Raw genomic sequence first — 15,336 nt, 5'->3', positions numbered from 1 at the left:
AGCCCGCGCGCGGCGTGGTGTTGCGATCAGAACAGTTCTGCGTCCAGCGCCATCAGGTTGGCCGCACCCGAACGGGCCTGGCGGATCAGCATCGCGGTTTCCGGCAGCAGGCGCGCAAAGTAGAAGCGCGCCGTGGCCAGCTTGGCGGTGTAGAAGGCGTCGCCGCTGTCCTGCTTTTCCAGCGCGATCTTGGCCATGCGCGCGAACAGGTAGGAGAACACCAGGTGGCCCACCACGCGCAGGTAAGGCACGGCAGCCGCGCCGGCTTCATCCTGGTTGGCGAAGGACTTCATGCCGATTTCCATGGTCAGCTTGGTCACCTTGTCGCCGATGTCGGCCAGCGGGGTGATGAACTCGGACATGGATTCATCGGTACCGTGCTCTTCCACGAAGGCCTGGATCTGCGCGCCGAATTTCTTCAGCTTGGCGCCGTTGTCCATCAGGATCTTGCGGCCCAGCAGGTCCAGCGACTGGATAGTGTTGGTTCCTTCATAAATCATGTTGATGCGGGCATCGCGCACATATTGCTCCATGCCCCACTCGGCGATGTAGCCATGGCCGCCGTAGACCTGCAGGCACTCGGAGGTGGCCATCCAGGCGTTGTCGGTCAGGAAGGCCTTCACCACCGGGGTCAGCAGGGCCACGATGTCGGCGCTGTCCTTGCGTACTTGCTCATCCGGGTGGGTCAGTTCCTTGTCCAGCTCCAGCGCGACATAGGAGGTGAAAGCGCGGCCGCCCTCAGCAAAGGCCTTGGCGGTCAGCAGCATGCGGCGCACGTCCGGATGCACGATGATCGGATCGGCCGGCTTGTCGGCGGCCTTGATGCCGGACAGGCTGCGCATCTGCAGGCGGTCCTTGGCGTAGACCAGGGCGTTCTGGTAAGCCACTTCGGTCAAGCCCAGGCCTTGCATGCCCACGCCCAGGCGGGCTGCGTTCATGAACACGAACATCGCCTGCAGGCCTTTGTGCGGCTGGCCGATCAGCCAGCCGGTGGCGCCGTCCAGGTTCATCTGGCAGGTGGCGTTGCCGTGGATGCCCATCTTCTCTTCGATGGCACCGCAGAAGATCGGGTTGCGTGCGCCCAGCGAGCCATCGGCATTGGGCAGGAACTTGGGCACCAGGAAAAGTGAAATCCCCTTCGAACCTTCGGGTGCATCGGGCAGACGGGCCAGGACCAGGTGAACGATGTTGGCGGACACGTCGTTTTCACCGGCGGAGATGAAAATCTTGTTGCCGGTGATCTTGTAGGAGCCATCGGCCTGCGGCTCGGCCTTGCTGCGCAAGAGGCCCAGGTCGGTACCGCAGTGGGCTTCGGTCAGGCACATGGTGCCGGTCCATTCGCCCGAGACCAGCTTGGGCAGGTAGAGCTGCTTCTGTTCGTCCGAACCGTGCGCATGCAGGCACTCGTAGGCACCGTGCGAGAGGCCGGGGTACATGGTCCAGGCCTGGTTGGACGAGTTCAGCATCTCGTAGAAGGAGTTGTTGATCGTCAGCGGCAGGCCCTGGCCGCCGAAGTCCGGATCACAGGACAACGCCGCCCAGCCGGCTTCCACATATTGCTTGTAGGCTTCCTTGAAACCCTTGGGCGTGGTCACGGACTTGCTCTCGCGATCGAAATGGCAGCCCTCGCGGTCACCCGAATGGTTCAGCGGGAACAGGACCTGCGAGGCGAACTTGCCGCCCTCTTCCAGTACCTGGTCCACCAGTTCGCGGTTGGTGTCGGCGTGGGGCGGCAGTTCCTTGAACACTTCCTCGACATTGAGCAGCTCGTGCAGCACGAATTGCATGTCGCGCAAGGGGGCGTTGTATTGGGGCATGGATGTCTCCGGACGGGTTACGCTGCCTTCCTGGCAGCCGATTTGGAATTCTTGGGGGTGCTGGTGCTGGCGCTGTCGCTGCCCTGCGGGCGGTAGCTGTCGATGAGGCGGCGGAAGCTGGCCTCGGCACGTTCAACGCTGCCGGGGATGTGCAGGAAGCGCGCATCGTGATGCAGGGCCAGGATCAGGCCATACATTTCATAGACCATCTGGCTGACCTCAATGTCGGTGCGCAGGTGGCCGGCTTCCATGGCCTGCTTGATGCAGCGCTCCAGCGCATCGCGCCAGGCCTGGACCATAGCCACGAGGTGATCGCGGATGGCGCCGGGACGGTCGTCATACTCGACCGCGCCGCTGATGTAGATGCAGCCCAGGGCGATTTCCACCGTGACCTGCTTGATCCAGCGCGCGAACATGCCTTCCAGGCGCGGCAGGCCGCGCGGCTCCTTGATGGAGGGATAGAACACGTCCTGCTCGAAGCGGTTGTGGTACAGGCGCACGACCTCGATCTGCAGGTCCTCGCGCGAGCCGAAATGGGCGAAGACGCCGGACTTGCTCATCTTCATCTTCTCCGCCAGCAGGCCGATGGTGAGCCCTTCCAGGCCATCACGGCTGGCCAGCTCCAGCGCCACATCCAGGATGGCGGCGCGGGTCTGCTCGCCCTTGCGCAGGAACTTGGGCCGGGCGGGCGCGGTGGTCACCTTGCTTGTCTCAGTCATCGTTGTCTCTTTGATATCCGCCGCAGGCGGCGACGGGAAGGAACCGGTTCGACGGGCGCGGCTCGGGGTCCGCTGTCTTGTGCCCTGGATAAACTGACATGAATTTATCTTCATGCAGAATTTATTCGAACGATCGTACTATTATTCATCACGCCGCAAATGTCAAACAAAAAATCGGGCCGTCTTGCGGTACGGATTTTGCCGGGTGGCAAGCCTTCAGGCGGACGTGGGAGGGGGATTGGCGGCACCCAGCAGGTCGTGGGCATCGAGCAGGGCGTAGACGATGGTGGGGTTGTTTTCCAGGCACTTGCGGATGGCTGCCGGGATGGTATCGCGCGTCTTGCGGCACAGGCCGGGCTGCTCGGCCAGGTGGATCTGCAGGCCGCGCACGGTGCGCACCTCGTTGGGGCCGGGGCTGATGTGCAGGTGGATGCCGAGGTTCTTGCGCATGAGGCTGCCCACATGCAGCAGCTCGTCGTAGGTGCTGATGCGGGTGATGCGCTCGATCAGGCGTTTTTCTTCTTCACGGGTAAGCCAGAGCACGCGGGCTTCCGGCGCGTGCAGGCATTCCAGCAGCGCTTCACGCTGGCAATCGCAGGCACCGGGCGGGCACTCCTTGCGCAGGGGCCGGGCCACGGGGACGGACTGCATCGATTCGGAAGAGACCACCTGAGACATCTGCACCTTTGCACCTGGGTTGGAGAAAAGACAGGCCGGGGAAAACGGTCTTCATCTTACAACGAGCCAGCGTTGCGGCGGGATCAGGATGAGGAGCGGTCCAGCAGGCGGCGGTCACGCTTGGTCGGGCGTCCCTTGATCTCGGCCGAGGGTTCGCGGAAGAGTCGATGGCGTTCGGCCAGCGCGGCACGGCGCGTGATGCTCTCTTCGGTTTCCTGATAGAGGGTGGCGGCAATGGCGGCCGAGCCGCGCTTGTCGGCGATGCCGGTGACCAGCACTTCCCATTCGGTGGAACCGTTGTCGATATCCAGGCGGTCGCCATTCCTGACGTTGTGGGCGGGCTTGGTGCGCTCGCCGTTGAGCTTGATGCGGCCGCGCTCCACGGCTTCGGTGGCCTGTGACCGCGTCTTGAAGAAGCGTGCGGCCCAGCACCATTTGTCGATGCGGGTGGTGTCCATGTCAGGATGTGAATTGGTGAGTGACGCTCAGTAGGTAGCGGTAATTATCGATATTTTTTGAATCATTTGCTCAAGAAAATCGGGATTCACTTCCTTTCTTTGGCGGATCGGCGTCCTGGCGGGCAGGCGTCACTATGCTGGGCAGTTTTTGTGACCACGCTTGTTGCTGCAGTCCATTCCGCCATGACAGATCACCTCCAGACCATCGCTGCGGCGTTCGCCAGCGCCGTACTCTCGCAGCAACACCGCCCGCTCAGGCTGCGCTGGCGACCGCAGGAAGCCCGTTTCGCGCAATGGCTGCTGGTGCAGCGGGTCGATATCGAGGAAGCCTGGCTGGAAGGACTGCAGGCGAAACTGACCTGCGTTTCCAGCGATCCTGAACTGCCGCTGCAGGCCCTGCTTGGACAGCCGCTGGGCATCGAGATGGTGACCGACCGTGGCGGGCTGCATCACACCAACGGGATCATCACCGAGGCGCGCGCAGGCCACGCCGACGGGGCGCTGCGGATCTACCAGCTCACGCTCAAGGACGCGCTGTCGATCATGGAGGAGCGCATCAATACCCGCATCTTCCGTCAACTGAGCGTACCCCGCATCCTGGAGATCATGCTGGGTGAATGGCGCCAGCGCAGCCCGGCACTGGCGGCGGCGTTTCACTTCGACCTCCATCGCCTGGAAAATCGCCGCTATCCGGTGCGCGAGATCAGTCATCAGTTCAACGAATCCGACGCGCACTTCATCAGACGCCTCTGCCGGCGCGAAGGCATCGGCTGGTACATAGCCAGCGCCCAGCCTGCGGACGATACTGGCAAGCCAGCCGATGCGGGCGTTCCGATGCACACGCTGGTGTTTTGTGATTACGCCGCGCTGCTGCCCCAGGCCGCTGCCGGCACCGTGCGTTACCACCGCACCGGCGCTACCGAGCAGCGCGACACCATCAACGCCTGGAGCCGGCAGCGCAGCCTGGTGCCGGGGCGTGTGTGGCGCGGCAGCTGGGACTACAAGGCGGTGCGCGTGGACGAGGTGGCCAGTCAAAATGTACTCGACCAGGGCGATGCGGGCAGGGCCTTGGCCTGTGTCCTGGATGACGGGCTCATCGAGGCCCCGCACACGGCCGACGGCCAGCAAGATCACTTGCGCATGGCCCATGCCCGCATGATGGCGCACGAGGGCCGCAGCGAATCCTTCGAGGCCAGTGGCACGGTGCGCGATCTGGCCGTGGGGCACTGGTTCGTGCTGGAAGGGCATCCCGACCTACGCGGACACGATCGCACCTTGCGCGAATTCATCGTGACCTCGTTACGGCAACAGGCTGAAAACAATTTCCCCAAAGCGCTGCAGGATGCCATCGAGCGCCTGCTGCCCGCCTCCATCTGGCAAGCCGAGGTGCCGGGTGCAGCGGACATGCGCTACCGCAACCAGCTCAGCTGCCGCCGCCGCAGTGCGACGCTGGCACCGCACTACGACCCGCGATTGCACCTGCCGCCCGTGCATCCGATCACGGCCTTGGTGGTCGGTCCTGCACGCGAGGAGGTGTACTGCGACGAACTTGGTCGCATCAAGGTGCAACTGCAGGGACTGCATGCGGAAGACCATGTTCATGCGCAAGGCGCGGGTACCACCGGAGAGGACCGCGACAGCGCTTTTGTGCGCGTATCGAGCGCCTGGGCGGGTGCAGGCTATGGGCAGGATGCCGTGCCGCGGGTGGGCATGGAAGTACTGATCGATTTCCTCGGGGGTGATCCCGACAAGATGGTCGTCGCCGGTGTCCTGCACAACGGCATCAACCATCCCGCCCGCTTCAGCCACGGTGGCGGTTTGCCCGGCAATCGTTTTCTCTCCGGGATCAAGTCCAAGGAGATCGACGGCGCGCGCTACAACCAGCTGCGCCTGGACGACACGCCAGGACAGATCAGCTCGCAACTGGCCAGCGAGCACCAGCACAGCCAGATCAACCTGGGTTATCTCACCGAACCGCGCCACGATGGACATGGCGATGATCGTGGCGAGGGGCTGGAAATGCGCACGGATGGGCATGGCGTCCTGCGCGGGGCCAAGGGTGTCCTCATTACGGCGCAAGCACAGGACGGTGGGCGTGGCCGCATGCTGGAGCGGGAGACCCTGCTGGACACGCTGCGCAGCCTGGAGGAACTGGCGCAGCGTTTGAGCCAGGATGCCGCCAGGCACCACGCAGAAGCGACCGATCTGGCACAACTGGAGCGCATCAGGAAGCAACTGCAAGCATGGGAGTCGAGCGAAGGGGCCGGCGGCACAAGGCACGCTGCGGCACCCATGGTCGCCCTCGACGCGCCGGCCGGCGTGAGCGTGACCAGCCAGGACACCATGGTACTGGGCGCGACGCGGCATATCGATCTGGTCAGCCGGGACAATATCCAGCTCAGTGCCGGACGCAAGCTGCTGATGCGGGCAGGAGAACTGTTCGCTGCCTTTGCGGCCAAGCACATGAAGCTGATCAGCGGCAAGGGCAGCGTCCAGGTACAGGCTCACGAAGAACACATCGAGCTTCAGGCTGCGCGACGCATCCTGCTGGAGGCCAGCGAGGAGATCATCCTGCAGGCCCCGAAGATCAGCATCCGTTCGCGCGACAACACCGAAATCAATGGAGGCGGCAGCTTCAGCCGCTGGCACGCCAGCCTCATCGAACACGGCACCAGCGGACAGTGGCGGCAACAGGCGGCCGAGCACAATGTGCTGGGCCCGGCCAATTGTCCGCCACCGGAAATACCGCCGCCGCCCACCTATGAAGACTTGCAGCAGAGCGACAGTTTGCTGGTGCGCTTGCGCAGTCATGCGCGCCATGGAAGGCCGCTGGCACACCAACCCTATACGCTCTTCAAACAGGGGGCGCAGATCGCCGAGGGCGTCACTGACGCGGCCGGGCGATTATGGATCGAAGGCCATCAACCGGGCGACGACGACTATTCGGTCAAGCTCCCCAATGGCTATCGCTTTGATTTACCGGTCCATGAACAGATCGGTGCTCTGGACCAACAGCTGGCAGCCTCGGGCTACCGCAGCACTGAAGCGGACGCAGAAAGCCGCCTGCGCCATGCAGGCGCCTGACCCCCTTCCCTTTTTTGATCATCGCCATGACACAGACCTACCATCCAGGCAGCATTCCCATCGATCTGCGCAAACGTAGTGCTACCGCAACGGCACAATGGCTGCTGGAGCGCGCAGAAGACAGCAATTCCCCGATCTATCACGCCAACCAGCTTGAAGTACTAATCTGCGGCGAAGAAGGATTTGCCCGCATCCTGCAGGACATCCGCCAGGCAAAGCACAGCGTGGAAATCATCTGCTGGGGTTTCGACCCTGCCATGGAACTGGAGCGCGAGGGCAACACCTGGCCTCGCGGTCCGACCTGGGGGGATTTGCTCAGGGAGGTCGCAGCCGGCAAGTACAACAATGGCAAGCCGTTAGAGGTACGGGTGCTGTGCTGGAATGAGAGCCCGATCTCGGCCATGGCCAACAATACGCCGGGCTACGGCAAGCTCGACGCCCAGCAGGTCAAGCGCATCCGGCATCACGAACGACTCTCCGGAAAACCTCACGAAGCTGGGCTTTCGCCGCAAGAACGCCGTGGCTATTTCAATGCCTTGTGGTTCTTTGAGGCCACTCACGGCACGCATCCTCATCTCACCTTCAAGGTCCGCGCGGGCGACGCCGATAAAGTCCGCCAGAGCTTGGCAGAAGAGCGTTCCGCCAGGCTGTCGATGACTGAGCACCAATCCCTGGTCCAAGCATCGACTGCCCATCAGAAAACAATACTCATCGACTACGACCATGCGCAGGGAGAACATGCGGTCGGCTACGTAATGGGACTGAACAGCGTCACCGATTATTGGGATACGCGAAAGCACTTGTTTTACGACCCGCGCCGGGGCCAATCGTGGGAAGGTGGCGGGGATGAACTTCCCGGGCTGAAACCACTGCAAGACTATGCCTGCCGCATTTGCGGCGAGGCCCTGATCAGCGTGAGCAAGAATTTCGTGGATGCCTGGAACCGGGTAGCCACAGCCGACCAACAAATCCAGCGCATGCACGACCTGCGCTCACCACCGGCTGGCCTGAAGGTTCGCGCTGGCAGGGCCGCTCATCGCGCGCAGATCGTGCGCACACAGGCGGAGGAAGGCGACAAGACCATCCAGCGCCTCTATCGGCAAGCAACCAGCTTCGCGTCCAATTACATCTACATCGAAAACCAGTATTTCCAGTACGCAGAGTGGGCGAAGTATCTCAAGCAGCTGCGGCGTGATTTCATCACAGCATGGAAGGCAGCGGGGCAGCCGATGAACAAGCTCCCCGATCTGCACGTCTTCATCGTCATCCCCACTCCAGAGCGCCCGCAGATGGTTCCGGCTACGCATGAGACCGTCAAGGCACTCGGGCATGGCACATCGATGCCCAATCAGGACAAGGAGGTGGAACGAGAGCTGGCTCTCCGGGAACGGGAGAAAGAACTGGCGACCTACGAGTTCAAGGAAAGGAAAAATGGTGCTCCGCCAGAGCTGGTGCGGGGATCCAAGCAGGCCTCTCCTGATAGTGAATCACGGAGCAATGCCGACATTGCCAAGGAGCTCGATTCCCTCGGCATCAAAACACTCGTGGCCAGTCTGTGGACCTACGATCATGCCGGCGACAGCAAAGGGGAAAAATATCGCGAGATCTACATCCACAGCAAGTTGATGATCATCGACGATGCGTTCTTTACGTTGGGTAGCGCCAACATGAATCTGCGCAGCATGGCGGTAGATGCTGAGATCAACATCGGGTGTGATGATCCGCTGTTGAGCGAGAAATTACGTAGGGAGGTTTTTTCTATGCACTCTGGAGGGGCTGCGTCCTGTGACGGCGGCAACGGAACTTCATCGTCAATTAAATTTGCGTTTGAAGCTTGGCAGGAATTGTTGCGAATTAACCAGAATAAGAAAGATACACGGAAACCGATAACAGGCTTCTTGTTGCCATTTTTTGATGTACGCACTTCCTCGATCCGCCTTGCATGAATAACGAATCTACTCCAAAAGCATTTCCCGGCGAGGGCATTCTCAAGACAGTTTCGCTCGCCATTACTCTTTATCTTTTCTTGAATTCCTGCATGAACTCCCTTCCCCGCAACATGCCCCTGGCGACATTCGATCCACACATGAAAATTTGGATGTGCCGATACGAAAAGTCTGCAGAACCTCAACTAGATGCAGATGCCGAGCAATGGTTCAGAGAAGGCTTGGCGTTAACCAGTTTTGAACTTTGGCCTGATGATCGTCAATTCAATAAGGCGGCGGCTCTCTGGACCAAGGCGGCCGAAAAAGAGCATTGGAAAGCCATGCTCAACCTGGCAAGTCTTTATGTTGACGGAAAAGGTGTTACGCGGGACACGGAACGTGCTGTTCAACTTGTTGAAGAAGCTATGCGCAAAGGAGTTCCGAAAGCCTTCGATTTAATGGGGACTTACCACATCAATGGAACGGGTGTTAAACAAGATGCCACAAGGGCTTATGCATTCTGGACCCTGGCGGCCGAGATGGGAAATGCTGATGCACAGGCTCATCTGGGGGCAAAGCTCATGGCGGCATACGACGACACCAAGGGAACAGTCTGGAGCAATTCAGTCATTGGAAGAAAAATGCTGGAATGTTCCTACGCACAAGAGAATGGCAATGGTGCGTCCGAGCTAGGATTGCGTATCGCACTCCCTGAAGAGCTGGAACGCTCACTCAAGGTTTATCACGACGGCGTGAAATTCGGGAACGAAATGAGTGCCATCCACATGGCAGTAGAGTTTCGAGGAGGTCTCGAACCTGGTGGTCCAAGACCGGATCCCGATCGTGCTGAACGCTACTCTGCCATCGCCGACATGCTCCGCCTCAACCCCGACCTGCGCCTTCCCAACCTGGACAAAGTTCTTCCTCTACCGCCTGCCATCCTCCCCTACTGGGATGGCGAAAAGGAAACCCTGATCAATGGCGCCAAACCCGTCAAGGCAACCTCACTGGCGGACATCAAACCTTCCCCCGCTTCACTGCGCCAGGGCCGCGCTCATATCCCCGACGGCCTTGTCCTCCCCGACGAGCCGCAAGGTGGCCACCTTATCCAGCACCTGCACACCGATGCCACCATCAGCGGATTTTGGCTCGCCCAATTGGCCAAACCTTACACACCCAAGCAGGTGGCATGGAATGCCGCGCAGGTACCGATGTACTACGCACAGGGCGAATCCTTCACTCCCCCTGAAGACATTACAAAAGAGTCCGGCATTCTTCGTTTCCACTATCTCGGCACTCCTGTTCCCAAACCGCCGGCTGCGCGGCATGTCCCTGACTGGCGAGTCCCGCAAGGCGTGCTGCGCGAGATCCCCGTCCCCTCACGCGATTTGCGCTCCAGCGGCTTGCTCACTGCACCAGCCACCGGCTTCTGGCATGGCGAGGTCGATCCCGCCCATCCACTGGCCAAGGTCTTCAATCAATGGACGCGCCAAGCCTATGTCGAAGAGGGGCAGCCCTTCCCTGACCCGCGTGATCGCGGCCTGGACATTTCTCCAAAAGATATCCAGTGGCAATGGCTGGATCAGGCGAATCAGCCTCTGCCGTCGGGGCGCAAGGACATCACCATCCGCAACTTCAGTCCGTAAGAACCGGCATCAACAACACGCTGAGCTGCGCCAACCCACCCTTCCCCAAAGAAAAACGCCGGCTCGCAAGCCGGCGTTTTCTTCATCTCAACAAGCGCTTCAACAGGCTCAACGCTCCACAGCCAGCGCCACACCCATGCCGCCACCGATACAGAGGCTGGCCAGACCCTTCTTGGCATCACGGCGCACCATCTCGTGCAGCAGCGTCACCAGCACGCGGCAGCCAGAGGCACCGATGGGGTGGCCCAGGGCAATGGCGCCACCGTTGACGTTGATCTTGCTGGTGTCCCAGCCCATCTGCTTGTTCACCGCAATGGCTTGCGCAGCGAAGGCTTCGTTGATTTCCATCAGGTCCAGGTCCTGTGCAGTCCAGCCTGCCTTCTTCAGGGTCAGCTGCGATGCCGGCACCGGGCCCATGCCCATGATGCTGGGATCCAGGCCGGCCGAGGAATAGGCCTTGATCTTGGCCAGCACCGGCAGGCCCAGTTCGGCGGCCAGCTTGGCCGAGGTCACCACCACGGCCGCTGCGCCATCGTTGATGCCCGAGGCGTTGCCGGCCGTCACCGTACCGGCCTTGTCGAAGGCCGGACGCAGCGCCGCCAGCGCCTCAGCGGTCACGCCGTGCTTGACGAATTCATCGGTATCGAAGACCACGGTTTCCTTCTTGCCCTTGATCTCGATGGGCACGATCTCATCCTTGAACTTGCCGGCCTTCTGCGCTGCTTCAGCCTTGTTCTGCGAGGCGGCAGCAAAAGCATCCTGCTCTTCGCGGCTGATCTCGAACTTCTTGGCCACGTTCTCGGCGGTGATGCCCATGTGGTACTGGTTGTAGACGTCCCACAAACCATCCACGATCATGGTGTCGGTCAGCTTGGCGTCTCCCATGCGGAAGCCGTCACGCGAGTTGTTGAGCACGTGCGGCGAGGCACTCATGTTCTCCTGGCCGCCGGCGATGACGATCTGCGCGTCGCCGCAGCGAATCGCCTGCGCCGCCAGCTGCACCGCCTTCAGGCCGCTGCCGCAGACCTTGCCGACCACGAAGGCCGGGACCATGTCAGGCAGGCCGGACTTGATGACCGACTGGCGCGCCGGGTTCTGGCCCAGGCCAGCGGTCAGCACCTGGCCGAGGATGACTTCGCTGATGGCTTCCGGCTTGATGCCGGTCTTGGCCAGCAGGGCCTTGATGACTTGCGCACCCAGATCGGCCGCCGCAATCTTCGACAAGGATCCGCCGAATTTGCCGATCGCCGTTCTCTGTGCTGCGACAATGACCACATCATCCATAACTCGCTCCTTTTATTGAAATGGCAGGCAGCCGCGCACGGCTGTCCTTCGAAAACCGGGATGGTCATCTTATTCGATTTCAGCTTGGAACGCGATATAGTGAATTTTCGGTAAATCAAACACCCGGCAGAAAGACTCAGGCGTCTTTTCCCAGCGTGATGATGTGAATTACCGTGCGATAAAGGAGGAAGGCGGCACCATACGCGGCGCGCTTGTACCAGGGCACGTGCAGGAAGTCCGACAGGTGCACCACCCTGCCCCCGGCCGCACCGGCCTCGATCTCCTGGCGCAGGTAAGCGGCGAAGGCCGGATCCTGGACCACCACGTTGGCTTCCTGGTTGACGAACAGCGAGAGCCCGTCATAGTTGCTCGATCCCACCGTCGCCCATTTGTCGTCCACCACGGCTACCTTGGCATGCAGCTCGGTATGGGTGTATTCCACGATGCGCACCCCCGCGCGCAGGAGCTTCGGATAGAAGGAATGCGCCACCGCATCCTGCATCACGAACTGCCCTACCCCCAAGAGCAGGGTCACCTTCACCCCGCGCATGGCGGCCTCTTCCAGCGCGCGGCGCATCTTGCGGCCCGGCGCGAAATACGGATTGGCGAGGAAGGCGCTCTCGCGGGCACGCCCCAGCGCCTGCAGGTAGGCGCGCTGGATGGTGCGCCGGTTGCGGAAATTGTCGCGCACCACCAGCGCGGCCTGGGTCTGGTCATGCACCGGGCCCGGATGGCCATGGCGCAGGTGCTTGAAGTTGCGCCAGCGCGCCTTCAGTTTCATGCGCCCCACACGCAGCCATTGCGCCTGGACTTCACGATAGATGTCCTGCACCAGCGGCCCCACCACGCTCACGGCGAAATCCCAACGCGGTGCGGGCAAGGGCATGGCATGGTCGCGGTCGGAGACCATGTCGTCATTGATGTTGAGCCCACCGACGAAGGCCACCTGGCGATCCACTACGCACAGCTTGCGATGGCTGCGCGCCACGCCGCGCCGGAACCAGGGATTGAAGGAGCGGTGCTGCACCCCGGCCGCCGTCAGCGCTAGGCGCAATTTGTTAGTATTTTCGCGGCCCGTGCCGAGCCAGTCATTGATGACATAGACCACAACACCGCGTCCAGCAGCCCTTTGGAGGGCTTCGCAGACCAGCATTCCCGTCTCATCGAGGGAAAAAATATAAGTTTCGAGATAGATCTCGACGCGCGCCGCATCAATCGCACTGATCAGTGCGGGATAGAAACCCGCACCACTGTGCAGCAGCGCAATCTGGTTGCCGTCGGTAAAGGCGAGGTGGCGCAAGATCAGGCCAGCTGCAGTTCGGTGACGATGGGCGCATGGTCCGACAGGCGCGCCCAAGGGCCATCCTTCAGGACCTCCGCCGTTTCCACGCGGAAACCGCGCACGTAGATGCGATCCAGGCGCAGCCACGGCATCATGGCCGGGAAGGTCCGCGCCGGGCGGATCGGCGCCGACAGGCCACCCAACCGGCGCAAGCCCTGCATCACGCCACGCGCAGTGGGTTGCGGCTGGTCGAAGACTTCGGTCACAGCCAGGTTCTGGTACAGGGTGCGGCTGAGCTGGTTGGTCCAGTCATTGAAATCGCCGGCGATCAGCAGGGGCGCATCGGGCGGCGAGGACGTGCTCACCGCTTGAATGAGCGCATCGATCTGGCGCCGACGGCCCCCGGCGAACAAGCCCAGGTGGATCACGTAGCAATGCACTTCCACCCCTTCGATGGGCACCACGCAATGCAGGATGCCGCGCGACTCGTAGGCATGGTCGGAGACATCCTGGTTGCGGATGGACGCGATTTCAAAGCGCGAGATGAGGGCATTGCCATGATGGCCGTGGTCATAGACCGCATTCATGCCGTAGGCCGAGTGATGGGTGTCACCGGCAAGATATTCATGCTGGCCCTGCTGCGGCCAGTTGGAGGCGTGGCGCAGGGCGTTGAGGTCATGGCGGCCCTGCACTTCCTGCAGGAACAGGATGTCCGGATCCAGTTGCGCCAGCGCCTGCTTCAGCGCCAGGATGCGCGGGCGGCCGGCAAACGAGGTCACGCCCTTGTGGATGTTGTATGTGGCAACACGCAGCTTCATCGATGCAACCTTTCTCTTGTTCTTGTCCGGTGCCGGTCGCGCCTGGCGCTGGCTAGGAGGCCAGGTAGCGCGGCAACTGCAGGATCGCCTCGGCATTGGAGGGCGAGAAACAGCGGTCGGCCGCTTCGCGATACGGCAGCCAGACATGGCGGGTGTGCTCGCGCGGGGCCAGCGTCACCGGGATGTCGCGCGGCACCAGCAGGCCAAAGACGTGTTCGGTATTCCTGGTCACGCCCGGCGCGTAGCGGTGCCGCCAGACCGGATAGATGTCATAGACATTGGAAAGTTGCCAGTCGCGCAGATGCGCGCGCGGCACGCGGTTTCCGCCATCGTGGGCCGAGTCTACGCCGAGATCGGCCACCACGATGCCGGTTTCTTCCTCCACTTCGCGTCGGGCGGTCTCCGACAAGGGCTCATCGAGGGCGTCCCTGGAGCCGGTCACCGATTGCCAGAAGCCGGGCTGGTCGGCGCGTTCGATCAACAACACGTATTGATCGGGGCTGTGGATCACCACCAGCACCGATTCGGGAATCTTGTAGGGCTTGGCTTGCGTCATGGCCTGTCCGTGATGCGGGAAAGGTTCCATTGTATCGGGACGGCAGCGTTTCAGAGCAGCGAGGCTTCGCTCTCGGCCACCAGCCAGCTGCGGAAGGCCCGTGCCGCAGCGTGCTCGATGCGGTCGCGCGGCCACACCGCGTAATAGCCGCCGCCCAGGCTGGCGTTGGCTTCACAGGCGCGCACCAGCAGTCCTTGTTGCATGCAGGCGTCGATCATGTGACGCCAGGCCAGCACGATGCCCTGCCCTTCCATGGCCAGTTGCAGCAGCACCGGATATTGGTTGGACAGGATCTGCTGTTCGATGCGCACGTCGTCCACGCCGTTGTGCGCCAGCCAGTTCTGCCAGGACATCCACTGCCGCTGCCCGTCTTCCAGCATCAGCAGGGTCTCCTGGGGCAACTCGGCGGGTGCCAGCGTGCGGCCCTTCAGATAGGCCGGGGAACAGACCGGGAACACTTCTTCGTCGTACAGGCGGCGCACCGCCAGGCCCGAGGGAGGGCCATCGCGCAGGAAGTAGATGCCCATGTCGAAATCGGTTTCTGACAGCTGGGCCAGGCTGTCATTGACGACCAGGCGCAGGTGGCAATCCGGGTGCTGGGCGCGAAAGCGCGCCAGGCGTGGCGTCAGCCACAGCACCGCCACCCCTTGCGAACAGGCTACCGTCAGTTCCTGGTGGCCCTTGCGCTTCATGATGTCTTCGGTGGCTTCGGCACAATCGACCAGCAGGCGCTGCACCAACGCCGCATAACGCTGGCCGCTGACCGTCAGGCGCAGTGCGCGCGGCTCGCGCAGGAACAGCTTCTTGCCGAGAAAGCGCTCCAGCTGGGCAATCTGGCGGCTGATGGCGCTCTGCGTGAGATGCAGTTCAGCCGCCGCGCGGGTGAAGCTGCCATGGCGCATGGCCGCCTCGAAGGCGATCAGCGAAGGTAAAGGGGGAAGTGGCGATATACGCATGGTCGGCGCTCCGGCTCGAAAGGTCTCATCCAGGTCGAGATGGTAGAGCGAAAAGCATGCCCACCGCAGCTTTCCGATGGTGTACGGAAAGCGGCGACGGTAAATGCGCAGTG

General features: G+C 61.9%; 12 protein-coding genes. 3 read left to right on the top strand and 9 right to left on the bottom strand.

What is annotated here, in order from left to right; all coding sequences use genetic code 11:
* Nucleotides 1–26: 26 nt before the first annotated feature.
* The 4 genes from CEJ45_RS14450 to CEJ45_RS14435 form a co-directional block, all read right to left on the bottom strand.
* Nucleotides 27–1,817 carry an acyl-CoA dehydrogenase C-terminal domain-containing protein gene (locus CEJ45_RS14450; protein ID WP_088755787.1) on the bottom strand — a complete coding sequence of 597 codons (1,791 nt, stop codon included), beginning with the start codon at nucleotides 1,815–1,817 and terminating at the stop codon, nucleotides 27–29.
* Nucleotides 1,818–1,834: 17 nt separating this feature from the next.
* The gene (locus CEJ45_RS14445) at nucleotides 1,835–2,536 is read right to left on the bottom strand and encodes a TetR/AcrR family transcriptional regulator (protein ID WP_088755786.1); all 702 of its coding nucleotides are present in this window, start codon (nucleotides 2,534–2,536) and stop codon (nucleotides 1,835–1,837) included.
* Nucleotides 2,537–2,752: 216 nt separating this feature from the next.
* On the bottom strand, nucleotides 2,753–3,214 hold the full coding sequence (locus CEJ45_RS14440; protein WP_088755785.1) for a hypothetical protein: 462 nt from the start codon (nucleotides 3,212–3,214) through the stop codon (nucleotides 2,753–2,755).
* Between the two features lie 83 nt (nucleotides 3,215–3,297).
* Complete coding sequence (locus CEJ45_RS14435) at nucleotides 3,298–3,672, bottom strand: RNA-binding S4 domain-containing protein (protein WP_039785255.1); 375 nt, start codon at nucleotides 3,670–3,672, stop codon at nucleotides 3,298–3,300.
* Nucleotides 3,673–3,855: 183 nt separating this feature from the next.
* On the opposite strand from CEJ45_RS14435, the gene CEJ45_RS14430 reads away from it, so the two are divergent.
* Genes CEJ45_RS14430 through CEJ45_RS14420 form a run of 3 tightly spaced genes read left to right on the top strand, consistent with a single transcriptional unit; the run spans nucleotide 3,856 to nucleotide 10,327 of the window.
* Nucleotides 3,856–6,756, top strand: a complete 2,901-nt coding sequence (locus CEJ45_RS14430) for a type VI secretion system Vgr family protein (protein WP_088755784.1) — start codon at nucleotides 3,856–3,858, stop codon at nucleotides 6,754–6,756.
* Between the two features lie 26 nt (nucleotides 6,757–6,782).
* Nucleotides 6,783–8,702 carry a phospholipase D-like domain-containing protein gene (locus tag CEJ45_RS14425; RefSeq protein WP_088755900.1) on the top strand — a complete coding sequence of 640 codons (1,920 nt, stop codon included), beginning with the start codon at nucleotides 6,783–6,785 and terminating at the stop codon, nucleotides 8,700–8,702.
* A complete protein-coding gene (locus CEJ45_RS14420; RefSeq protein WP_338152870.1) occupies nucleotides 8,699–10,327 on the top strand; it encodes an SEL1-like repeat protein in 1,629 nt (542 codons plus the stop codon). Before CEJ45_RS14425 ends, CEJ45_RS14420 begins: the two co-directional genes overlap by 4 nt.
* A gap of 108 nt (nucleotides 10,328–10,435) precedes the next feature.
* Here the strand turns inward: CEJ45_RS14420 and CEJ45_RS14415 are convergent, their stop codons facing one another.
* The 5 genes from CEJ45_RS14415 to CEJ45_RS14395 all read right to left on the bottom strand — a co-directional run bounded on the left by CEJ45_RS14415 (nucleotide 10,436) and on the right by CEJ45_RS14395 (nucleotide 15,223).
* Nucleotides 10,436–11,611: an acetyl-CoA C-acetyltransferase gene (locus tag CEJ45_RS14415; protein ID WP_088755782.1), complete on the bottom strand. Its 1,176-nt coding sequence runs from the start codon at nucleotides 11,609–11,611 to the stop codon at nucleotides 10,436–10,438.
* Between the two features lie 136 nt (nucleotides 11,612–11,747).
* Nucleotides 11,748–12,911: a phospholipase D-like domain-containing protein gene (locus tag CEJ45_RS14410; RefSeq protein ID WP_088755781.1), complete on the bottom strand. Its 1,164-nt coding sequence runs from the start codon at nucleotides 12,909–12,911 to the stop codon at nucleotides 11,748–11,750.
* A gap of 2 nt (nucleotides 12,912–12,913) precedes the next feature.
* Nucleotides 12,914–13,711 carry an endonuclease/exonuclease/phosphatase family protein gene (locus CEJ45_RS14405; RefSeq protein WP_088755780.1) on the bottom strand — a complete coding sequence of 266 codons (798 nt, stop codon included), beginning with the start codon at nucleotides 13,709–13,711 and terminating at the stop codon, nucleotides 12,914–12,916.
* A 52-nt stretch (nucleotides 13,712–13,763) separates the two neighbouring features.
* Nucleotides 13,764–14,267, bottom strand: a complete 504-nt coding sequence (nudB, locus tag CEJ45_RS14400; protein WP_088755779.1) for a dihydroneopterin triphosphate diphosphatase — start codon at nucleotides 14,265–14,267, stop codon at nucleotides 13,764–13,766.
* 50 nt (nucleotides 14,268–14,317) lie between these two features.
* On the bottom strand, nucleotides 14,318–15,223 hold the full coding sequence (locus CEJ45_RS14395) for a LysR substrate-binding domain-containing protein (RefSeq protein WP_088755778.1): 906 nt from the start codon (nucleotides 15,221–15,223) through the stop codon (nucleotides 14,318–14,320).
* Nucleotides 15,224–15,336: the final 113 nt, after the last annotated feature.

It is taken from the genome of Herbaspirillum aquaticum (assembly GCF_002213425.1).
In the GTDB taxonomy this organism is placed as follows: Bacteria; Pseudomonadota; Gammaproteobacteria; order Burkholderiales; family Burkholderiaceae_D; genus Herbaspirillum; species Herbaspirillum aquaticum.
This window is presented reverse-complemented; position numbering and strand designations above follow the sequence as displayed.